22 protein-coding genes are annotated in these 21,503 nt (G+C 44.1%); all 22 read right to left on the minus strand.

All coding sequences use genetic code 11. The features are described from left to right. Nucleotides 1–3: 3 nt before the first annotated feature. Entirely contained in the window at nt 4–3,144 is a 3,141-nt protein-coding gene (locus OCV68_RS12075; protein ID WP_262572966.1) for a type I restriction endonuclease subunit R, read from the minus strand. 31 nt (nt 3,145–3,175) lie between these two features. Further along, a complete protein-coding gene (locus OCV68_RS12080; RefSeq protein ID WP_262572968.1) occupies nt 3,176–4,417 on the minus strand; it encodes a restriction endonuclease subunit S in 1,242 nt (413 codons plus the stop codon). After that, the gene (locus tag OCV68_RS12085; protein ID WP_262572970.1) at nt 4,407–7,139 is read right to left on the minus strand and encodes a type I restriction-modification system subunit M; all 2,733 of its coding nucleotides are present in this window, start codon (nt 7,137–7,139) and stop codon (nt 4,407–4,409) included. Before OCV68_RS12085 ends, OCV68_RS12080 begins: the two co-directional genes overlap by 11 nt. A 36-nt stretch (nt 7,140–7,175) precedes the next feature. Next, nucleotides 7,176–7,373, minus strand: coding sequence for a helix-turn-helix domain-containing protein (locus OCV68_RS12090; RefSeq protein ID WP_262572972.1), 198 nt, complete (start codon nt 7,371–7,373; stop codon nt 7,176–7,178). Nucleotides 7,374–8,139: 766 nt separating this feature from the next. Next, on the minus strand, nt 8,140–9,081 hold the full coding sequence (locus OCV68_RS12095; RefSeq protein WP_262572974.1) for an N-acetylmuramoyl-L-alanine amidase: 942 nt from the start codon (nt 9,079–9,081) through the stop codon (nt 8,140–8,142). A 190-nt stretch (nt 9,082–9,271) separates the two neighbouring features. Further along, nucleotides 9,272–9,763, minus strand: coding sequence for a hypothetical protein (locus tag OCV68_RS12100; RefSeq protein WP_262572976.1), 492 nt, complete (start codon nt 9,761–9,763; stop codon nt 9,272–9,274). 112 nt (nt 9,764–9,875) lie between these two features. Further along, nucleotides 9,876–10,106 carry a hypothetical protein gene (locus OCV68_RS12105; RefSeq protein ID WP_262572979.1) on the minus strand — a complete coding sequence of 77 codons (231 nt, stop codon included), beginning with the start codon at nt 10,104–10,106 and terminating at the stop codon, nt 9,876–9,878. After that, entirely contained in the window at nt 10,103–11,677 is a 1,575-nt protein-coding gene (locus OCV68_RS12110) for a phage minor capsid protein (protein ID WP_262572981.1), read from the minus strand. Before OCV68_RS12110 ends, OCV68_RS12105 begins: the two co-directional genes overlap by 4 nt. Continuing rightward, nucleotides 11,658–13,109: a phage portal protein gene (locus OCV68_RS12115; protein WP_262572983.1), complete on the minus strand. Its 1,452-nt coding sequence runs from the start codon at nt 13,107–13,109 to the stop codon at nt 11,658–11,660. The genes OCV68_RS12110 and OCV68_RS12115 overlap by 20 nt, the downstream gene beginning before the upstream one ends. 7 nt (nt 13,110–13,116) lie before the next feature. Continuing rightward, nucleotides 13,117–14,379: a PBSX family phage terminase large subunit gene (locus OCV68_RS12120; RefSeq protein ID WP_262572985.1), complete on the minus strand. Its 1,263-nt coding sequence runs from the start codon at nt 14,377–14,379 to the stop codon at nt 13,117–13,119. Continuing rightward, nucleotides 14,376–14,885, minus strand: a complete 510-nt coding sequence (locus OCV68_RS12125) for a terminase small subunit (RefSeq protein ID WP_317259217.1) — start codon at nt 14,883–14,885, stop codon at nt 14,376–14,378. Before OCV68_RS12125 ends, OCV68_RS12120 begins: the two co-directional genes overlap by 4 nt. Before the next feature lie 137 nt (nt 14,886–15,022). Beyond that, entirely contained in the window at nt 15,023–15,454 is a 432-nt protein-coding gene (locus OCV68_RS12130; RefSeq protein WP_262572986.1) for a hypothetical protein, read from the minus strand. A 173-nt stretch (nt 15,455–15,627) separates the two neighbouring features. Then, nucleotides 15,628–16,080 carry a YopX family protein gene (locus OCV68_RS12135; protein WP_262572987.1) on the minus strand — a complete coding sequence of 151 codons (453 nt, stop codon included), beginning with the start codon at nt 16,078–16,080 and terminating at the stop codon, nt 15,628–15,630. Nucleotides 16,081–16,098: 18 nt separating this feature from the next. Further along, nucleotides 16,099–16,530, minus strand: coding sequence for a YopX family protein (locus tag OCV68_RS12140; RefSeq protein ID WP_262572989.1), 432 nt, complete (start codon nt 16,528–16,530; stop codon nt 16,099–16,101). Further along, nucleotides 16,520–16,804, minus strand: coding sequence for a hypothetical protein (locus tag OCV68_RS12145; protein WP_262572990.1), 285 nt, complete (start codon nt 16,802–16,804; stop codon nt 16,520–16,522). Before OCV68_RS12145 ends, OCV68_RS12140 begins: the two co-directional genes overlap by 11 nt. Beyond that, nucleotides 16,801–17,142, minus strand: coding sequence for a hypothetical protein (locus OCV68_RS12150; protein ID WP_262572992.1), 342 nt, complete (start codon nt 17,140–17,142; stop codon nt 16,801–16,803). The genes OCV68_RS12145 and OCV68_RS12150 overlap by 4 nt, the downstream gene beginning before the upstream one ends. A gap of 63 nt (nt 17,143–17,205) precedes the next feature. Further along, nucleotides 17,206–17,676, minus strand: coding sequence for a hypothetical protein (locus OCV68_RS12155; protein WP_262572993.1), 471 nt, complete (start codon nt 17,674–17,676; stop codon nt 17,206–17,208). A 1-nt stretch (nt 17,677) separates the two neighbouring features. After that, the gene (locus OCV68_RS12160) at nt 17,678–18,382 is read right to left on the minus strand and encodes a DUF6291 domain-containing protein (RefSeq protein WP_262572995.1); all 705 of its coding nucleotides are present in this window, start codon (nt 18,380–18,382) and stop codon (nt 17,678–17,680) included. Between the two features lie 16 nt (nt 18,383–18,398). Further along, the gene (locus OCV68_RS12165; RefSeq protein WP_262572997.1) at nt 18,399–18,842 is read right to left on the minus strand and encodes a single-stranded DNA-binding protein; all 444 of its coding nucleotides are present in this window, start codon (nt 18,840–18,842) and stop codon (nt 18,399–18,401) included. Then, nucleotides 18,839–19,300, minus strand: a complete 462-nt coding sequence (locus tag OCV68_RS12170) for an ERCC4 domain-containing protein (RefSeq protein ID WP_262572998.1) — start codon at nt 19,298–19,300, stop codon at nt 18,839–18,841. Before OCV68_RS12170 ends, OCV68_RS12165 begins: the two co-directional genes overlap by 4 nt. Further along, nucleotides 19,284–20,075, minus strand: a complete 792-nt coding sequence (locus OCV68_RS12175; RefSeq protein WP_262573001.1) for a PD-(D/E)XK nuclease-like domain-containing protein — start codon at nt 20,073–20,075, stop codon at nt 19,284–19,286. The genes OCV68_RS12170 and OCV68_RS12175 overlap by 17 nt, the downstream gene beginning before the upstream one ends. Then, nucleotides 20,072–21,502, minus strand: a complete 1,431-nt coding sequence (locus OCV68_RS12180) for an AAA family ATPase (RefSeq protein WP_262573003.1) — start codon at nt 21,500–21,502, stop codon at nt 20,072–20,074. The genes OCV68_RS12175 and OCV68_RS12180 overlap by 4 nt, the downstream gene beginning before the upstream one ends. Nucleotide 21,503 lies beyond the last annotated feature (1 nt).

Below are 21,503 nucleotides of genomic sequence, written 5' to 3' on the forward strand. Positions count from 1 at the left end.
ATATTAGTATTCCTCCTGCTTTTCGATGATTTTAAATAATCTTTCGACTTCAGAATCATCATTAAGAATAATGAATAAAGCTTTCTTTATTCTGTTTTCTTTTATAGGATCACCACGGAATCCGCTCATTTTACTGCTAAGAACAGCATTATGAAGTTTGATTGCTAATATTTCATTACCGTCAGTATTATCGTATAGAGCTTGCAAAGCCTTACTTTTTCTTATGCTTTCAGGATAGTCTTCATTTTGTTCCGGATGTTCAACATTTTTAGCAAGTTTTATTTGTTCCTCAAGGAGTTCCTTATAAGAGATAACGCCTTGCTTTCTTTTTTGAATCAGCTCATCCAGTATTGCTGACATCTTTTCATAATACTTAGGGTTGACCGCAACTTTTTCTACCATTTTACGACGAATATTATTTTCAATCGCTTCAGCTGCTCCTTCTTTTTTATCTGAGGGAGCATTTTCATCAGTCATGGTTTCTCCCTGTTCTGCTACGAAATCAAGCAGTGTTAGATCATCGAACTCACCGATTTTAACGCTATCTGAAGCTGTAATATAGTTGTCGATCAATTTACGCATATCCGGCTCATAAGCTTTAAAATCCAAGAAGTCTCCGCTTTTATTTCCGATTGTCTGTTTCAGCTCAACATAGAATTTTACTTTTTCATCGTATGCAGATACTTCTTTGGCAGTATAAATATCAACCATGTATGGCTTGGCTTCTGCAAATGCACGAACTAAACCACTTACAAGCTTATACAGCCTTTCTCTGAGACGAGAATAGATCTCATCAGTTTCTTCGCTCATGCCGGATTCTCCGCAGAAATAATGCATATACTGTAAATCACCCTTTGGAGCTTCTACGCCTTCGCACAGTTCTTCCAACTGATCGTACACTTCATTGAAATGCTTGATTGCTTCAGCGCTTCTATCTTTGATAAGTCCATCGACATCTTCCGGATCATAGTTTTCAAATGCACCCGATGTATAGGTGTCCATCGCATTCTTTAAATCTCCGAAAAGCTGCTTATAATCAACAATATATCCAAATTCCTTTGTATCACCATCCAGTCTGTTAACACGGCAAATGGCTTGGAACAAACCGTGATCCTGCATACTCTTATCAATATACAGGTATGTACACGGCGGAGCATCAAATCCTGTGAGGAGCTTATCAACCACAATGAGCAGTTTCATATTTGCAGGCTGGTTGATAAATTTATCTTTGACATCCTTTTCAAAATCCTCAACCTTTTTCTGAATGGATAGCTTTTCGGGAAGATTATCAGGATCAAGTCCTAACATACGGAGATATATCTCGTATTTTTCAAAAGTTTCAGTTTCATCATCGGCACTTACAGTATCAGTTCTCAGATCACCGGCTTGCGGAGTGTAAGAGGATATGATGGCACACTTTTTGAAACCTCTCTGCTGGAAGATCTCATAATACTTGCAAGCAGTATAGATCGAATCTGCGACAAGAATTGCGTTTCCGTTGCCATCCATAAGGCGTGGCTTTAAATCAAAATCCTGAATTATATCCCAAGCGACACGTTCAAGCCTTGAACGGGAACTATAGATTTTCTGCATACTTGCCCATTTCTCTTTCAGCTTTGCTTTAGCTCTGCTTGAAAGAGAACGTGTTTTAACGTCAAACCATTGGTCAACTCTGTCATGTGCGCTGAGCTCCTGTGGGATATCTCTGTATTCATATCTCAGATCAAGTACAACACCGTCACGCACTGCTTCGTTATACTTATAGGTATGAATATAAGTGCCGAACACCTCTATACTTGTCTTCTTATCCTTTTTCAGGAGCGGTGTTCCTGTAAAACCGATGAATATCGCATCCGGCATGATTGCCTGCATTGCAGCATGAAGCTTGCCCGACTGCGTTCTGTGACACTCATCAACAAAGACAAAGATTTTTCCTTTCGCCTTAAAGTCAGCAGGGAGCGACCTCTTCAACTCATCAATATACTTGTCATAATCGGATTCAGTAGCTTCTCCGCCACGGCGACCAAATTTATGCACCAATGAACATAAGAGTGAACTGTCATAGGAATTCAGCTTGCGAAGCAGATCATCACAGCTCTTGGTTCTGGTGATCTTTTCATCAACACCAATGTATGTCTTCTCGATCTGCTCGTCCAGCTCATCACGGTCGGTGACGATAAGCACACGAGGGTTTTCTTCTTTACAATTGGCAAGGATCCATTTTGACAGCCATACCATTGTCAGCGTTTTACCGCTGCCCTGAGTATGCCATAGAATACCGCCACGCTGTTTTGCTAATCTGTTCTGAGTACGTTTTATACCGAAATACTGATTATAACGGCACACCTTTTTGATGCCCTTATCAAAGACAACAAAGTTCTCAATGAGGTCAATAAAGCGTTTCTTATCGAACATCTGATACAGCTGCTGAAGCAGAAGATCATCTATATGATCGCAGTATTCCATAATACGTGCATCTTCAGGATCACGCTCGTCTTCGTTTTCATGGAATCCGTCAGGCTTCCATTCCATATAGTATTTTTCACCTGTCAGAATAGTGCCGTAACGCAGACCTTCTATTTCATTGCCTGCCATACAAAACTGCACTGTGGTAAAGAACGATGCAATAAAGCCGTCCTTCTGATTGGTAAGGTTCTGCCTGATACCGTTTGAAACGGACACACTGCTCTTTTTAAGTTCTATAACTGCCATAGCGATGCCGTTGACATAAATAACAAGGTCAGGTCTTTTCTCCTGACGGTCAATAACCGTTACTTCCTCGGCTATTGCAAAATCATTATTTGAAGGGTTATCAACATCAATGAAGTAAACCGTCTTAGGGGAGCTTTCGGGAGTTTCCTTGACCTTGGCACCGTATTTCAGCAGCGTATAGACCTTATGGTTAGCATCATAAAGCCCATGTGTCATATCATCAGCAGCCTTTATAAGTTCGGAAACAGCACCGTCTATCAGCCTTTCACTATAACCGCTAAGGTGAAGGTACGCACGAAGTCGGTCTTCTCGGATATTTTTATTTGCTCTGTCTTTCAGGTTGCCAATATATTTATAATCGAGGATATTTCTGTTCTTAAAGAAATCAATTACACGATTTTGCGTGGTTCTCTCGGTATCACCGATACTCATACGTACATTCCTCCTTAATGTGTTTGTTATTTCATGGAAAAAGTTTTCTGATCAATCCTGCTTTTATGCTTTTATATTTATCACACTTACGCTGATGAAGGGTGATAAGGGTGTCGAGGTTATCAAAAAAGGCACCTATCATCTTTTGCTCTAATAAAGTCGGAACCATAATGTCAAAGTTCTTGATGTCATTTAAACTTAAATGTGGAACAGCAGTTTCCGTCTTGTTCATGTTTATATATGTCAAAAAATCACGTTGAATTGTTTGATACATGAAGTTAGAATCAGCAATCTCATTGTTTGTTCTTGCTCTGGTTACACGTTGCACTAATAACGCAGGTAAGTGGCTTTTTTTGATTATACCGTAGCTTTTTCCAATTAAAGCACCGTCCATTTGAATTATTATATCGTTTTCTTTAAGCAAGTAGCTTTCTAATCCTTTTGACGAATTCCACTTAACACATATTTCACTTGATAAATCAATGTACCCTCTTTTAACATTCATTCCTCGAATCAAGTTTATACCTGTTTCAGAAAAATACTCACTTTCAAATGGATGGCCTGTAATCAAATCATTCTCGTCCCCAAACTTACGCTGTTCCCAAGCGTCAGTAAATCCTTTGAATCTTATTTCAGGCTTATCAGCACCATTTTGGGGAAACATTTTTTTCAGCATAGCCGCTTTGAATTGAATCAACTTGTCATACTTACGCTTATGAAGGGTGATAAGGGTGTCGAGGTGGTCAAAATACTGTCCGATTCTTGCTTGTTCTGTTCTTGTTGGATAAACAATATTTACTGTTTCCAAGTCACTATTATGGAGATGAACGACAGACTTTCCTTGTGCTTTTTTTGCGAGATTTTTCTGTTGCTCACCATTGGAAATTGAAAGTGCTAAAAATGTCGGTTCAATGGTATCATTTGGATAGATTATATTCAAGTCACCACCAAGCAGAATGCCCGATTTTGCGACGTATGAAGCCCTTGCAATATCCTCCGAAGTTTCACCGGAAGCAGGCACGATTACCTCACACCCTTTACTGTAAATCGAACCTTTTTGTGGTTCTGCAAATGTATCAACCTCATATATTTTGGTTTCGTATTTTGTATAGAGCCTACCATACAAAATAAGCGGTGTTCCTTGCTCTTTAATATCGTTTTTAGAATAGCCTGAACCTTTAGCAAATGAAGCAAGCTCTTTCAACTCACGCTGTTCCCAAGTGTCAGTAAATCCTTTGAATCTTATCGCCGGAGTTTTGTTATTATTCGACATTGTTTGAACCTCCGAGCAATTTTATTAACTCTGCAAAAGCTTTCATATCATAATCATCGCCTGTTAATTCACCAAGCATATCTGACAGTGATGATTCTGCTTCGTTTATCTTACTGTCAAGGTCTGTAAGTGTAAGCTCATATCTTTTTGAAAGCTCGGTGATACGCTCGGCAAGCTTATGAGAGATCGCTGTGTACAGATCAATAATTTCCTTGCCTATGGCATAATACCACTTCTTGTTGACAAGCAGTTCCATGATCTCTTCGTCGGTAAGTGAAACATATCTCTCACGAGCCTTTTCATCAAGCGCCTTATCCATTTCTTTTATAAGCTTAGTCGATTCCTCAGACCTTTGTGCAAGCTCAAACGCTTTCTTTAACTCTTCATAGTCATCGGCGTATGCAGCAGGTGCAGGCGCTTCTGCACGGGCTGCACTTAAAGCATTATTTATGGATGCATTGGTTACAGTTCCTTTATCGGTATACGCAACTTTCAGTTCAGTGTGCTTGTCGATATACTGTGTATATTCCTTCTTTTTCATTGACGGAAGAAGATTCAGAAGCGTTACAAGGCTGTCAATAAGCGGAGTATGGACATTTTCCATGATCTTGTCGATTTTCTCCTGAATGTCCTTGCTCTTGACTTTTCCACCCTCTGCAAGTTCTGATAATGCCGAGTCTTCTGCCGATTCCTCGATCATTGCCATGAGTCTTGAATCGGTCTCTGCGACAATATCCATAAGGTCATCTATCGCCTTTTTCTCCTCGGGGAATAGCTCTGAGATAACTATTTCCTTCGGAATAAGCTTGCCTTCCCAGCCTGCAACCTTTAACTCAGGGTTGCCGTCGGCATCGGTTTTCTTTGTCTCCTTCATGATGTTCTCGGTCTCTCTTGCAATTTCATAGCCCTTATCATCCGAGATTATCAAAGAAACATCATCGTTAAGCACTTCGTTCCAGTATGCAAGAAGTATCTGGTAAATATCATACTTGTTGATAAGCAAGATATCTTCAAATGCTTTCATTATATTCTCTGCCAACTCGGATATGAGAGTTTTGGCAGAAACGGAGCTATCAAGTTTTTTCAGCTTTGTATCTGCAAAAGATTTCCAGCCTGTAAATGCCTTGTCGATAAGTTCTCCGTATGCCGAGAATTCATCATTAGCATATATCGTTCTGCGAATGTCGCTTTCTTCCACATTCAGCTTATAATAGCTATCACTAAGCGAACTGAGCAACTCATCTTTCAGCGTCGGGAATGCATCCCAGTATTTACTCAGTGCATCTATATCCACGGCAGGGATACCGCCGTGAATATGAGCATAAATATCCTGAATATCCTCAGGCTCGGAAGAATCTATGTAACGGGAAATATTCAGGTTATAGCCATTCTTCTCTTTGATCTCCTTATTGGGAACAAAGCGAGCATATTTAGGATCATCTGTAATCTGCTCATTGAATGTTGTGACAATACGATAGATATCCTGTTCACGCAGTCTGTTCTTGTTTCCGTCCTTTACAAATCCCTTGCCTGCATCTATCATAAAGATTCCGGAACGGTTTTCAGCACCTTCTTTATCGATTATAATAATACAAGCAGGTATTCCCGTACCGTAAAACAGGTTAGGCGGCAGACTGATTATGCCTTTGATCCAGCCCTTATCAACGATAGCCTGACGAATAGTACCTTCGGCATTTCCACGGAACAGAACACCATGAGGGAGAATGACAGCAGCTTTACCCGTAGATTTCAGTGTTTTTAATATGTGCATCAACCAGTCATAGTCGCCGTTTTTCTCAGGTGGTCTATCTCCATAACCTGAGAACCTTCCATACTCCTTCAAACCATCTGACCAGTTTTTGAGGGAAAAAGGGGGATTCGCAACAATATAATCAAATCGTTCCAGTTCGGAAGCATCTTCATTTTTGATAAACTGAGGATCAGAAAAAGTATTACCTGCCATGATCTTGATAGTAGCTTTATTATGGAGAACGGCATTCATTTTAGCAAGACCTGCCGTCGAACTCTCTTTTTCCTGTCCATAACCTGATATCTCGAAAGGGACCTCTGCAAGTGCTCTGATAAGTAATGAACCACTACCACAAGCAGGATCACATACTGTGGCATCATGATCCGTACATTTATCTATGCCTATGACCTTTGCAAGAATGCGTGATACTTCTGCCGGGGTATAGAATTGTCCTTTACTTTTGCCGCTTTCGGTGGCAAAATTCCTCATAAGGTATTCATAAGCATCACCTATGATATCGTCACCATCGGCTTTATTGTTTGAAAAATTCAATTCCGGGCGCTGAAAAATAGCTATAAGCTTTGTGAGCTTATCGACCATTTCCTGCCCTTTACCGATTTTTGCTTCGTCATTAAAATGTGCGATGTCAATTACACCTTTTAGACTGTCATTTACTTCAGCAAGACGTGCAATAATTTTATCTATACCTTCGCCAATATTCTTCTTGTTTTTGAGTGCAATAAAGTCATCAAAAGAACAGCCTATTCTTTTTTCGGGATCAGGATTGGGATCATGTTCTTTATCGAAAACGGTCAAATCTCCGTATTTCTGTCCCTTATACTTATCCGTTACATACTTCATAAACAAAAGGGTTAGTATGTAATCCTTATACTGTGATGCATCCATTCCTCCGCGCAGTGCATCACAACTTGCCCATAGTGAACTATATAATTCCGTTTTCTTAACCGCCATAATACGAATCTCCTTACAATTAAGTTGCTATATTTCCTACTCAATAGCACTTTTGCCGCTCTTTACCCATGCATCAAGCTCCGAACGTTTAAATTTCCATTGCTTACCGATTTTGTGGGCAGGGATATCTTTATTATTTCGGATCCAACTTCGGATAGTAACAGGCTTTATTCCTAAGTAATCAGCAGCCTCATCAATACTTATCCATTTTTCATTAACAGCGCTATTTTCCATTTTGTCACCTCTTGTAGTAGATGAAATATATAATAATCCACTATAATTATACTATATCGGTTTGAAAATCACAAGAGGTTTAATGTTATTTCGTGATATTTATACTAAGTTTATGTATATGCATTGTGCATTTTCTTAGAGTAAGGAATAAAGCTCTCAGAACCATTCTGAGAGCTTTGCTAAATACTTATGGATATCATATTACATTTCCATTGTCAGCCTATTTATTGCCTACACTTTTAGCACTCGTAGTGACATTTGTTTTTGAAATAATCATTTAAATATATTATATCAAATTATTCCCCAAATACAATAATATTACTCAAACCTAACAATAATTTGCGCTATTAATCTGATTTCAACAGTGATATAATAAATATGAAAACAGCCGTAGTTACCTCAGTGAGAAATATGGCTGAAAAGCAGAAGTGTCATAGATCCTGTCCGTTATTTGTCCGTTAAAGTTATAAAAACATACTCATAAATATGCTAAACTGCCGGAAGCACATACTCAAAAAAAGTACGTATTATAGGCATTTGCGGGAATGTGCAAAAGATACAGGAAACGAAATGCGGAGTTCGATTCCTTCTGCCCCTGCCATTCAAATTCTACAACATAAAAAATGTTGTAATAAGCCAATACGGAATAGTCATTCTATCATCTCTGCTCTCCGTATGAATAAAGCGTCGGGAATAACTTCTCGGCGCTTTTACTTTTCACTAAACAAGAAATCTCCCGCCCTCAAACGAGAGCGGGAGAAAATTTTTACATCACCTTAATAAATGCGCCCGGATAATATTTTTTGACTTTTGCCAAATATGCCTCAGCATTTTCCCTGGAACTAAAAGCCCCGACCTGCACATAGAACAGTTTTGTGTTGTTCTTGCGGTATGACTTAACCAGTTCCGTGAAGCTGTCCCACTTGGGGCGGATATACACGGGGCAGTTTTTATATCCATCGTCCAACTTGTTTAAGGCTTCAATGCTGCCTTTTTTTTCGTTGCGGACATTGCACCAGTAGTTGTGGGTGTACAGATCTCCGCCGTATGTATCCAGCAGATATGCTGTCAAACGTGCGGCATTGTCACGTGCCTGGCAGTCTTTTTTATCGCCGCTGCCGTTCATAATACATTCAATGGATATAGTTTGCATATTTCCGGCAGCACTGCCGTATGCGTCTGCCTTTCCCTTTTGCCCTGCGTGCCAGGACGTGTAGTCAATGGGCAGATTCTGCCATGTCCCCACATCGTCAACATAAAAATGCACACGTACAGTGCCCATGTTTCCGTTAACTGTGGCACGTGTGTACTGCTCAGCGGGCGTTGTGTTGGCTGCTGTGCTGATGCGGTCAGTGTTGTGCAGGGTAAGCTTCTTCTCAGCGTCCGCCCTGCCATTTTCGGCAGCGGATATCTTTTCCTGTGAAAGCTGTTCGGCAGTTTTCTGACTGTCCTGCCACTTGCGGAACGCTTCCATCTCTTCCTTTGAGGGCTGTCCCTTTGCCTGCCTTTCAAGTCTCTGCTTGACTATTGCGTCAAGCTCTGCCTGGGTAAATGTTTTTGCCGTCTGCTCAGGCTCAGACGTAGATACAGCCTTTTCAGGGAGATTTGCTCCGCCCTTTACAGCCTGTGTGGGATCACCTCCGTAGGCTCCCGTGGAGCCATTTTCAGCCTTGTTGGTTTCGGTTACGGTTGTGTTTGTTTCTGCCATTATGATTACCTCCGTTTATAGCCTGTCGGCTTGTTTTTTCCGTCCTCAGTTTAACGCCGTAAGCACGTTTAGGGCATAAAAAAAGCAGCCGTAAAGCTGCTGATTTACTGTTTAACCCCCCTTAATTTCGAGGGGGATATGTTTTGTCGGCTTCAACAAAATATGATTTATAGCCGTTTGCGATATCATATCACATAATGATAAACTCCACATCGTCTTCCGTAAAACGGGTTACATCATCACAGGATTTGTGGGAGCCGTGAATGATATAGCATTCATCGGGCGACATATGAAGGTCAGCGATAAGGCAAATAGGTTCCTTGTCTTTAAGCTTGACCATAGGGTTATGCCTTGCAGTGACCAGCTCGCCCTTGCTATCGAACTGATATGCAGGGATATCATAAGATATTGCGGAAATAAATTCAATTCGGCAGCCCCTGGCAGCTTCCCAATTATCACCGAGAATAAGCATATCGGCATCGGCAAGCAGTTCAAGAGCCTTTGAAAGATATTTCAGTGGGATACAGCCGTTTTTAGGGTCATAATCCTTGAAATAGCTGTCGATAACCTCCACTTCATCTCCGAGTTTTTCCGAAGCCTTGGCGATCATATTGTTTCTTGCTGCGAGGATCTCTTCCTTGCTCTTGCCATTCATCGGCTGAGAAATAAAAATCTTTTTCATAACATCATATCCTTTCATCTTGACATAAAAACAGCGCATATGTTACCGACAAAATGTCGTGAACATACACGCTTGTGTGAGTATAAAAAATCACCCTACTTGTGTAAGGTGATCAAAAGTCGATTATCTCTATATCTCCGCAAATTTCCGATAAGCATTTTCCGTCAAAAAAAGGGCGATCCATAACATCGTCAATGCTGTTGACGGTTAAAGTGTTATCACCGCACCACATATCGAATTTGTTTTTTGAAAACGGGTCAACGCCACAGGATTTGCCGTTGAATTCAAATGTGAAATGTGATGCTATTTCACTTATTCTGCTTTTTATTTTTTTAGCTGTCATAGTATATCACCATTTTCCATGCGTTCCTCATCTGTTAAATTTCGGGCTTCACTACGGGTTACATCTCCGTTTTCATCATATGAATAATCGTGAGCGTGTTCACCGTTTTTGCCAAACGGGTGGTTTTTGGGATTGCCATGATCATGATTTGAAACTTGCTTGGTCTGCTTGCCGTTTCCATCATAATAGTTTCTGTCGATCCCGCCCTTGGTATTTTCTCTTTGGGTAATGCTGTTGGGTTCGCCTGTAAGGTCAGTCCTTTTAACGATTTTTACAGGGGTACCGTTTGCGTTTGTGGTCATATTCATTATACCACTTCCGCTGCCATTGTCAAGCCCTGATTTCGCCTTTCTCTCCGCCCAAACCGTCTTGCTGCTCTTGCTCCTGTCATACCCATAAACCTGAGTGCGGTCATTGTGCTGCTTAAGCCCCGTCTCCTTGCAGTAAGCCCTGTATTTCTCCCTCTGATTGCGAAGCCGTAAAGAAGCCTTCTGCAAGCCCTCAGTGTCGCCCACCTCCTGCAGCATCATACATTCACGCTTGGCGGCTCTGATGCCCCGTTCCATAGCTCTCTGCTGCTGAAACTGCATATACCGCCTGTCATTTTCCTCTTTCGGATAAGGAAAATACCGCTGGAAATTTATGCCCGGAACAAACGGATATTGAACGTGCCCGCAGTTGATACCGAGTATTCCGTCAGGCTGTCCGTAACTCGTCTGAGAAAAAGGCGTAAAATGTATTTTATTTCCTGCGCCGTCTGTGGTTACTCCGCTTGTGCCGTCACGGGAATAAATTTTTCCTTGGTCAATGGCACATTTGGGACGTGCGCCCAGATGTGCGCTTAGTTCGATAAGGTTTATCCCGTATTCATCACAACGTGCATTCTGCGCCGCCCTCGCAGTGTTTCCGAGAGTTGACCGCATATCCATCATAACGTAAGCCTCGGGAGACCATTCACGCCCACGCTTGTCAACGAAAGCGGGAATGCCCTTTTGAGCAAGCTCCCGTATGGTTTTCCTTGTTGCTTCCTGCAAGGACATCTGCCCCGATACAGCCTTGGCCGCACCCTTGCCCATAATGTCAAGAGCGCCCTGTCTGCCCTCGGCAGTGTCACGATAAATGGCATTGACCGCATTTACATACGCCGAACCTGCCTTGTACTGCATAACCGTGTTTACAAGGTTAAGGTCACTCGCCGCTTGTTTCCGGAAAGCCTTAGCCGCACCGAGAGCCGATTCCTCCGCAGGAATGTCCGAGAAATATTCCGACAGCCCCGCAGCATTCGCCGCCTGCACCGCATTGTCAAGATATCCTATCTCAGTCTCAGCCGCCGTCAGAACAGCGTCCATAGCCTGACCGCCCTCGACCTCGGAATATCCCGCAATGATAGCCGCCGCCCGCTTGTCGAAACGTCCTGCCCTTGCAAGCTGCCTTATCCGCCATTTTGACGTGTCGGAAATATCCCCGTCCCGTGAAAGCTGCGCCGCAATTTCCCGCAGGATATCGTCTTCCATATCGAGAAGCACCCGCACCAGAGGCGCCGAAAGCTCGTCATACTGTTCCCTTGTCACCTGCATCACCGCCCGAAGTTACAAAGCCGTCACCGTCCGAAACTCCAAGAACAGCGCTCTCCGCATTTATCCTTTCAAGCTCTCGCCTTGCCGCCTCTTCATCACACTTCATAACCTCCATAATGGCGGAAATCTTTGACTTTAGCCCCGCCGTTACAAGACTGATGTTGTTTGCGATAAGCGTGTTGTCATCAATAACAACGCTGTCCTTAAACGCCACAGTGACCTCAAAATCGCCCCGAGGGACTTCACCTGTTATCTGTGCCAGTTTCAGCACAGCCCTGCACATTTCCTCAATGAACTCAACAAGGAGATTTTTCTGACAGCGTATCGTAACAGCCGTCTTGTTTTCCTCGGATACAACTTCGGTCGCAGTCTTAACACCGCCCGCCTTGTCGAATGACAGCGAGCCGGGAGAAAGCCCCACCTGAAAGCACAGAATATTCAGCAGCGCATTGATACCGTCAACGTGTTCCTGTATTCTCAGCGTTACCGTGTTGTCCGTGATTTTCAGATCCTTGTCTTCATCGCATTTGAGTGCCTGATAAACCTCGTCATCAGCGTCAAAATACCGCTCTGTCTCACCCGTTTCGGGATTGACCACAGTACGAATGCAGGAGCTTGGCACGATTATTCTCTTCTTTCCGAGAACAAATTCCCTTGCAAAGCTGTCAAACGCCACATCAAGGGCTTTGAGCGTGTCCTCGCAGTTTGCAAAGCAGCTTATGCCGAGAGGCAGCTCCATGGGGATGTTGCTTGGGAAATCGGTCTTGAAATACTGAAACAGGGGAGTGTCCATAGCATATGTGAACGTGTCTGCCATATCGGGATAAAGCACCGACAGCGGCACTCTGTCACCCGGAGCATTGAGGTCAGAAGAACGAAACAAAAAGCACTCCACAAGGATATCATCATCCTTGACGGAATGCTTCTCGAATAACGTGTAATAATATTTGCCCTTGGCTGATACCGTGCCGAAAATGCCCTCGGTAATGTCCCTGTTGTCCCATTTCAATGGGTAGAACTGCCGCCCCTCAACAAACGAGAGCCGCACCCTGCCCCGTTCTATGTATTCTCTCAGAACACAGCCGCCCTGAGCAAATGCCGAAGAGAGAAGCCGTGGAATGTTCTTCCAGAAGCCCTCACGGCATAAAAAATCACGAATGAATGTGTCATAAACCTCCGAGCCGCAGGTTATGTCCACCTGCTCCGCAAAGCACTTGTGTGAAAACTCGTCGCACAGTATCTTTGCCGTGTTCAGCATATTCATCTGCCGCACAGTGCCCCTGTTCAGCCCCGCACGCTTTACCTCACGCCATTTGGGGCGACCCTCGTAAATGTCCTGCCACCTGTCCATATATCCGCTGTAAAAGCCGTTATCCCCGGGAAATTCTTCCTCGGGAAACGCCTGCCGCATTTTTTCTATCATCATCTGCCTGTCACCTCATTTCAATAATATCGCTCATATACGGCTCAAAGCTGTATTCAAAAGCGTCAAGGCTGTCAATGTTGTAATTGCCGTCATCGACACGTATATCCTCAGTAGGATCCTTGTCCCACACCGCCGTGCTCAGAGCCGCAATGAAATTTTTGCACCCCGATATGACCTGAAAACGCATTTGGGACATAATCATATTCGTAAGCCGTATGCGCCCGAGTATCTCCGTCTTTTTGGCATTGCGTATCTGAACGGGAAGCTGTTCTTCGGCACAACTGCATTTGATGCCTCTCAGAAGCGTTGTCTCCGCATTATCGAAATACGCCTCGGGGACATTGAAGCGAGCCTGACAGCGGCGGATAAACTCCACCACATCATCTTCAAGTTCTTTCGGCGTAATAACTTCCTTGCGGTAATATTCATCAAGCACAACGATTTTTCCGAAACGGCGGCTGAACCCCGTGCATATTCCTGCGTGAGCCGAGCCGTTGCCGCCGAAGTCGAAGCCAATGTTTGCAAACAGAATATCATCGGGAACAGTGTCAATTACATACAGCGCAGGATTATCCGCAAACTGCTTGTAAATAACGCCCTCTGCAGATACCCATAAACCCTTGATGTACCTGTCGTGGAATACCCCCGAAAACTGCCTGTCAGCATTTTCAAGCTGTTCAGGGGTAAGAATGGGATTGTCCGACATTAGAAAATGCAGGTGCAGAGCCTTGCGCTCATCAGCCTTTTTTACCCACTCAGTGTAGAACCAGTGATTAGGCGTATCGGGATTGCAGTTGAACCACAGCTTAGCACCTTGCACCGACAGCGTTCTCGCTATAGCCTGATCCACGAAAGAACGGGGCATAAGTGCCACTTCATCGAACAACACCCCCGAAAGCGTAATGCCCTGTACAAGCGTATATGAGCTTTCGTCCTTGCCGCCGTAAACGAAGAAATTATTCTGTACACCGTTGCCCTCTACGGTCAGCAGATTTGCCGACCGTGAGTAAGATATGCGGAAATAACAGGTAATGTCGGCAATGCTCTGAATAGGGATAATGATGTTTCTCTCAGCAGACCGTACCGTTTTGCCGCATATGCCGAAGGTCGCCCCGTTAAAGCGTCTCATCGCCCACAGAATGAATGAAGTGACCATACATATGGTCTTGCCCGAACGAACCGCTCCATCGCATATGATAGCTTTGTATTCGTCCTTGTAGCACCATCTGAATATCTTCTTCTGCTTTGCCGAAAGCTTTTCAAACGTCATTCGTCATCAGCCTCCAGTGCTTTGTAAAGTGTCGGGACCTCAGAAGCCGCATTGCTTTCACTTGCAGCTTTCTCCCAAAGCCCTAAATGCTTTCCGAGAAGCTCCAGAGCCTTGACCTTATCGTATGATGAGACCTCAGTTCCGAATTTGCCTTCTTTTATGCCCGAAATGATTTTCTTGACATCATCGGGCAAGCTGTCAGTAGGGGTAAACTTAACACTGCCGTTCTTATCCACCTTAGCAAGCTCTGTACGATCAGCAAATGCAATAGCGGCAAGCTCTGCAATTACCTTGTCGGCAGTAACTTCAGTGCGCTTTGACTGCTTGGAGCGGAGCAAAGAAATACGTTCTTGAACCTTAACATTTACTAACAGTCTTGCCGACTGAACATCAGCCGTTTTTGAAGAATATCCCGCCCGAATAGCTGCCTGAGTAGCGTTTAAGTCGATGAGGTATTCCTCGCAAAAACGCTCCTGCTTCGGCGTGAGCTTTTTCTCTGCAATAATACCTCACCTCCGCAAATAAAAAGCGCCCCGAAGGACGCATAAGTTTTTTGTCAGCAAAGGAAGCCCGCCGATAAGCGAAAGCTAAGGCTCCCGCCCTCGGCTTGGCTTCATTATGTTCTTTGCTGATTATAATTATATCACAGGGTAATAGTGCCATTCAATGCCATACTTTGAAGTGCTGCGCCGTGGATTTTGTAAATGTGGCGGATATTATAATTCATCACAAATGCAATATCCTCCCACCTCTGCCCGATTATGTATCGCCGTGTAAGCACTTCACGCTGAACAGCGTCGGGAACAGTGCCGATAACCTTTTCTACCCGCTGACGCACCCCCAGCATTTCCATCATCAGCCTGTCCGCCTCTGCCTGATAATCAGCGAGACAGCAGTATGTGCGTTCTACAGTATTGCCGTTCTTCTCGTGTGTGCTACCGTCGCTGTCGTATCTGACGGCTTTGCCTCCCATAATCAGCTGAGCGTAAGAATTTGCCTTGTCTCTCGCCAGCCTGTACGCTCTTTCCGCTTCTCGGGCTGAGCTAAGTATTCTTTTCACTTCCTGTACTGTCATCTTCAGCCCTCCTGTTTTTAAAATACCTAATAATTATTTTTGCAGATTCTTTCGGGTGACGGAAAATGAGATGCACGATTGACTTACGCATTACCACATCGCTGTCTCCCTCGTAGGTTTTTCCGCAAATCTTGCACCGTTGCGTGACCATGAAAGATATGCTGCCGTTGAATTTAATCATCTTTCTCACCGTCCTCTAGCAATTCGGGATTATCGTAAATGTTGCCGATGACTTCTGCTGCAAATTCGTCTGTCTTACCCAGTGAAACACATCTCAAAATAGATGAATTTTCCCAAGCGGTAGGATTTGGGGCGTTGACACGGCGCACACCAAAGCTTGAAATTTCATCAATCCAAACAATCACACCAATTGTTGTAGCAGAATATGCAGTGCCCTTAACGATATCCCCCTCGAAAATCATTACACCGTTCTTGTCGGTATGCCCTGTGTACTGTCCGACTGTTTTGGGAACTACTTCAACACCTGTAACATCGTTGTTTCTGCCGTTTGTGTTGTCCACGATACACAGGATATAACCGCCGTGACCGTCAGATATATGACGTAAATCGCCATATATCCACTCGCCGCTATTCTTTTCTTTGCCACGAAATAATATTTCACGCATCTGTTATTCTCCTTCTTGTCAGAATGGATATCCATTGTCATAGATATTGCCTATGACCTCGATTTGCCTCAGGTCCTGATAATGCCCAAATGGCAGGGTCTCACTTTTCGAGTAAACCAGCCCAAAATATGCTGTCCCGTTTCGTTGCTCAAAAACCACTTCATGGATTGTATCGCCGTACCTTACAATATCCCCCTCGAAAATATTTACACCATTCTTATCGGACAATCCCGTAAACTGTCCTATGGTTTTACAATCAACCTCTATTCCGCTTACGCCTAACGTATTAGTCATTTCAGCGGGTAAATCATACCTTTCATTATAAGGTCGAGTTAATAATCCATAGACCCAATCGCCGTTCTTATACGTTGTTCTGTGATACCCTTCATCGCGATTTATGGCTTTTCCTCTGAACAAAATTTCACGTTTGAACAAAATTTCACGTTCCATTGTTTTCACCTCCATCCATCTTCGCCCCGCAGGTGGGGCAATATCGGTAAGACTGCCTAAATGCGTCAAACAACATTTTATTGCTTTCACCCTCAAAAGTGACCTCAAAGCATTCTCCGCATACATCGCATTCGGCTGTAGTGTAATTTCCGTAAAAATTCAACCATTTGCCATGCTTCACGGGTGTATCTCCCGCAGCCATCACACACGCAATAACCGCAATTACATCTATACCGATGATAAAACCTATCAGAAATCCGCCCAGAAACATCATTCTTCACCGCCTTTTATCGTTCTGAGCAACTCCATAAGCATTGTCCTTCGGTCACCGTAATTCATTCTGCGTTCCTCAGCCTTCGCCTTTTCGATATCCACTTTGCGGATTTCATGATTGCAGATCGCAATCTCACTGCTTATAGCATCAGCAATGAAATCATTGCGTTTAACCGCATCAATAGCAGCCTGCAGCGCTTCTGCGTCCTGGTGGAATATTTCATCATCGCCGTCATCGGTAAAATGACCCTCAGCTTCTTTTTTTAAATTCTCAAGATGACTTATGATTTGATTTGCATTCATTTTTGCATATCCTCCTAATTTCAATTTAAATGCCATTTTAAGACGCTTTGTACTTTGACGTGATTTTACCCTACCCACACCCATAAAGCCTCATACAGTTCATTTTTGCGGGCTTGTCGTTGATTTGATTGCACTCATGGCATTCAGTTTCTGCAAAACAGTCTTTTCGGTGACGTTTTCGCTTCTTGCCGCAGATATCACAGCAAGCGCAGTCCTCAGTGCCTCGGTAACATCTTCGGGAAGTTTCAGCGGAGCCTTGCAGAGAGCTGCGCAAAGGCTCTCAGTCGCCTTGATAGCCTCCTGGTGCTTTCGGCACGCATCGACATAAAGAAATCGCTGCTGGATATCCTCGTTGTACTGAGACAGGAGGCGCTGCTTTTCGGCAGCAGCCTGCTCCAGACTTATGGCTTTGCTTTTGAACATCGCATATACGCCGCAAAGTCGTGCAAAATATCTGTACTCAGCCGCAGGAAACTCAGAGTAATCAATTACCTGACCCTTGCAGCCTGCATTATAGCAGTCGGTCTCCAGCTGCTTGAAAACAGCCGGATCAGAAAAGCATTTCTTCAATTTACACCTCCGGTTTATTGTTTTTTGCATGCTCCATTATCCGCTCAATGTCGAAGGACGGCTGCCGTTTAGGTTGGATATTGTCTGATGTGAGCCACTTGACAATGGTTTCATAATGATTTGGGAATGGCTTCTTGCCGTTTGAATCGAGATACTGCCCGATCTTGGCAATGTAACGGTCTATTATTTCCTTTCCGTATTTTCCGCAAAGATCATTATATTGCTTTTCGGTCAGGTGTACGTTGGTGGTGGTTGTGCCCGTTCCGGGCACGGTATTATTATGTAATACACTACCACTATCACTATCATTTACAATATCAATGTCATTTTCAATATCAATATCACTACCAATATCACTATCACTATGCAAATTGATGCAAGTCATTGCATTTGTATGCTTTTGTATGCTTTTGCACTCTTTTTCGACGTCATTGTTAATAGCCTCGGCATCGTCATTTTTCTGCCATCGCCTTTTTGCGCTTTCGGCTCTTTTTTGGCATACTGTCTCATACTTCTGCAAGTCGCTGTCAAGCTGATTTGAAATGAAAGAAAAAGCCATTGCCGCCATTCCGTCAAGGTCGGGCAGCCTGCCTTCGTTCACATATTCAAAAATCGCCTTGAACAGCTTCCCTGCTTCATCGTCTGATAATCGTTCTATATGCTTTATATAATCCGCATAAAGGATAAAGCTCTTCTTTTTCGGCATTCATACCACCTCAGACTCAGAACGGAAGATCGCTGTCGCTCACAACTTCCTCAAAGTCCGAAAGGTCGGCAGGAACGGGAGCAGGTGCAGCCGCTGCCGTATTGTTTCGCTGAGGAGGGGAAGAGCTTTTGTTTCCGCCGCTGTCACCGCCGAAATATGCGTGCTCCGCAAGCACCTCAGTGACATAATGCTTTACATCGGGGTAACGCTTGTCATCATAATTTCTCGTTCTGATAACGCCCTCAATGCCTATCATCTTGCCCTTGGAGAAGTATCGGCAGATAAATTCAGCCGTCTGTCTCCACGCCGTGCAGCTGATAAAATCGACCTGCCGCCCGCCGTTCTGATCCTTATACCCCCTGTCAACAGCCACGCTGAAGCTACAGGACGATATGCCGTTTACGCTCTGCCGCAGCTCAGGGTCTGATGTAAGACGTCCCATTAAACACACTCTATTCATGTTGCACCTCCTAAAATTTTGGCTATCATATAGCCTGTCATACGCTTGTCGCAGAATACGAAATCAACATCATACCGCTGACCAATGGTAAAGAGTATCTTGAAAAGCTGCTTTCCGCTGACAGCTTTGGGAGACGTTCTGAGGCGGGGATTTACCCACCCCTGAACATCTGCAAGTGTCTTGATATTGCTTCCGTGTTCGCAAAGAATAATGATCTTTATCCCATTTTCCCGCGCACGTTTAAGCTCATTGATGAACCTTTCGTGCTGCTGGCAGACATTACCGCATATTTCCTGTAAATTCTGCTTGCGGTCAATTACGACCCTCGGATTGTCAAGGCTCATATAATCACCTACATAAAGCTTTGACGTATAATGCTGAATGCCTGTTTCATCAAAATAGCTCACTATCTGTTTAATGGCTCTTGATTTTTCTCTGGTATCAATCTGTATAGTCACTTTTAAACTCCTCCGAGGTCAGGACCTTGTCAAGCTGTTTTGTAAATTTACAGTAATCACAGTGTCCGCATCTGGTCGGTTCTTCCTTTCCAGACTTTATTGCCGCATATCTTCCGATATTTGCCTTGACGATCTCCATAGCCGCATCAAGCTCAGCCTGATCCAGACTTATGACCTGTAAGTCGGTCTCCTTTTCCTTTGTGGCTGCAGCAAGGACAAAGGGGAGAGTTTCCCCTGTGTTCTGCCTTACTATCTCCTGATATACAGCGCCCTGAATGTCATAGCCCCAGGCTTCATAAAAGCTGAGCCTGCCTCTGCCGTTTACAAATATGGGGGAAAAGTCCTTTATGACCTTGAGGTCAACTATGGTCTTGTGCTCCCGATAGCTGTCAATTTTTATCTTGACAGGCACGCCTTCAATCTCGCCCACCATAATTTTCTGCTTTTCTCCGTCCATAGCCTTCATGAAAAAGCTGTCTCGTTCGATTCGGTTGATTATGTAATCCGCCTGATTATATTCAGCTTTCAACGCACCGTCACGCTTGAATATTTCGGGGTTCTTTGCCTTGAAAATATCAAGCGTGCCCTCGAAATGCGCATCGACATACGAGCCTACAAGAAGTGCGGTAGTCTTTTCGGGAGCATATTCACCGTGCAGCTCCGCAAGGGCTGCCGCCTCACATTTTTCAAAGCTTTTGAACTGAGACACGCCCATATATTTCAGATTGTTCTCCGGCGAAAAATAGTCGGTCTGAGTTATGCTGTGGGGTATCATAAATATGTTACCTCCATTTCCGCACTGTCAGTTGTCCTTGTGGCGATGAACTGCACACCCTTTTCCCTGCACTTGTTGTACAGCTTTTCACGGTTTTCCGCACTGAGCTTTTCAGCGCCGTCGATGAGAATTATCTGTAAATTGTTGGGCTTGCTCAGAGCAACGTCAACGCAAAGCTCAAGCTGTTCACCCTCTGAGAGGTTGGAAACGGGGAGACCGTGTATAAGGGGAATGCCGTTCTCCACCGTGAAGCCCTCAATGGGGATAGAAGCGGTTTCGAGTATCTTTCCGGGAAGACTGCGGGCAAGCTCTATCTTTGCTGTAAGCTTATCCGAAGCGGCGGTAAGCTCCTTGACCTCTGCCTGCATAGTTTTCATACGGTTGTATTCGTTGATATACTTCTTCATCTGCTCGGCATATGTTGCCTGCTGTTCAAGGGGAGCCGTGTCAACGGGTGTTTTGTCAGCATATTCATCTGCGACCTTGATGTCAGAATCAAGCCTTGCCACATTTTCGTTATAACGGCTTTCCGCAAGTGCTATCTTATCCGCAAGTATCCCGTCAAGGGAAGCAAGCTTGCTTTCGTTGGCAGCGATCTCCGCTTTCATGCGTTCGATAGATTTCAAAATAGCTTCACGCTGGTTGGATATCGCCATCTTTTCGGCAGCTACAGCGGATTCCTTTTCGCCCTGAAAGCCCCTTATCTTGTTGGCATAACTGTCCTTGAACGCCTTTGCACGCTGAATACGGCTGTTGTGTTCCCTGGCGCTGTTTATCTTCTTATACGCTTCCGCAAGGTCGAAATTCTCCCATTCCTCCGCATTGAAATGCTCGGGTATATCTTTGGCGATATCCTCGATGAACGCCTTCTGATTGCGGATATCACGGTTGATGTCCTGCCTGCGCTTAAAGTAGTCCCCATTTTCGGACTGGATATCCGAAAGTACCTGCAGTATGTTCTGGCTGTAATCAATGCCCTGCGGTATCTCACCGAACTGCTGATTTATCCAGTTAAGGTCCCAGGGAAATTCGATGAGGTCAAGAATGGCCCTGTTCTGCTCCTTTTTGGTCATCTGGGTAAAAGCTACAGGGTCAAGCTGCAAGGGCGTAAAGAGCTGCTTAAGAAAGTTTTCGGGAGAAGATACTTCCTTGCCGCAGTCCTTTACGGATTTATAATCAGCCTGCTCGGTGCGCTTCTTACGATTGATGTAAATACCTGTGTCAGTCTCAACAATGATCTCGCCCTCTTTTTCGCCCTTGTGGATAACATAATCACGGGAGCTTCCATTGGTAAGAGCATATCTGATAGAATCTATTACCGATGTCTTGCCTGTACCGTTTGTACCTGTGATCTCGACAGATCTGCCGTCAAGCTCGGTCTCGGTGATGCCGAAAAGGTTCTTTATTTTTATCTTGGTAGCCTTCATT

The organism is Huintestinicola butyrica (assembly GCF_025567215.1).
Taxonomy (GTDB): domain Bacteria; phylum Bacillota; class Clostridia; order Oscillospirales; family Ruminococcaceae; genus Huintestinicola; species Huintestinicola butyrica.

Coding starts and splice junctions, on each gene's coding strand:
- OCV68_RS12075 (WP_262572966.1), bottom strand. CDS start 3,144: ATGAGTATCGGTGATACCGAGAGAACCACGCAAAATCGTGTAATTGAT.
- OCV68_RS12080 (WP_262572968.1), bottom strand. CDS start 4,417: ATGTCGAATAATAACAAAACTCCGGCGATAAGATTCAAAGGATTTACT.
- OCV68_RS12085 (WP_262572970.1), bottom strand. CDS start 7,139: ATGGCGGTTAAGAAAACGGAATTATATAGTTCACTATGGGCAAGTTGT.
- OCV68_RS12090 (WP_262572972.1), bottom strand. CDS start 7,373: ATGGAAAATAGCGCTGTTAATGAAAAATGGATAAGTATTGATGAGGCT.
- OCV68_RS12095 (WP_262572974.1), bottom strand. CDS start 9,081: ATGGCAGAAACAAACACAACCGTAACCGAAACCAACAAGGCTGAAAAT.
- OCV68_RS12100 (WP_262572976.1), bottom strand. CDS start 9,763: ATGAAAAAGATTTTTATTTCTCAGCCGATGAATGGCAAGAGCAAGGAA.
- OCV68_RS12105 (WP_262572979.1), bottom strand. CDS start 10,106: ATGACAGCTAAAAAAATAAAAAGCAGAATAAGTGAAATAGCATCACAT.
- OCV68_RS12115 (WP_262572983.1), bottom strand. CDS start 13,109: ATGATGATAGAAAAAATGCGGCAGGCGTTTCCCGAGGAAGAATTTCCC.
- OCV68_RS12120 (WP_262572985.1), bottom strand. CDS start 14,379: ATGACGTTTGAAAAGCTTTCGGCAAAGCAGAAGAAGATATTCAGATGG.
- OCV68_RS12130 (WP_262572986.1), bottom strand. CDS start 15,454: ATGACAGTACAGGAAGTGAAAAGAATACTTAGCTCAGCCCGAGAAGCG.
- OCV68_RS12135 (WP_262572987.1), bottom strand. CDS start 16,080: ATGCGTGAAATATTATTTCGTGGCAAAGAAAAGAATAGCGGCGAGTGG.
- OCV68_RS12140 (WP_262572989.1), bottom strand. CDS start 16,530: ATGGAACGTGAAATTTTGTTCAAACGTGAAATTTTGTTCAGAGGAAAA.
- OCV68_RS12145 (WP_262572990.1), bottom strand. CDS start 16,804: ATGATGTTTCTGGGCGGATTTCTGATAGGTTTTATCATCGGTATAGAT.
- OCV68_RS12150 (WP_262572992.1), bottom strand. CDS start 17,142: ATGGCATTTAAATTGAAATTAGGAGGATATGCAAAAATGAATGCAAAT.
- OCV68_RS12160 (WP_262572995.1), bottom strand. CDS start 18,382: ATGCCGAAAAAGAAGAGCTTTATCCTTTATGCGGATTATATAAAGCAT.
- OCV68_RS12165 (WP_262572997.1), bottom strand. CDS start 18,842: ATGAATAGAGTGTGTTTAATGGGACGTCTTACATCAGACCCTGAGCTG.
- OCV68_RS12175 (WP_262573001.1), bottom strand. CDS start 20,075: ATGATACCCCACAGCATAACTCAGACCGACTATTTTTCGCCGGAGAAC.
- OCV68_RS12180 (WP_262573003.1), bottom strand. CDS start 21,502: ATGAAGGCTACCAAGATAAAAATAAAGAACCTTTTCGGCATCACCGAG.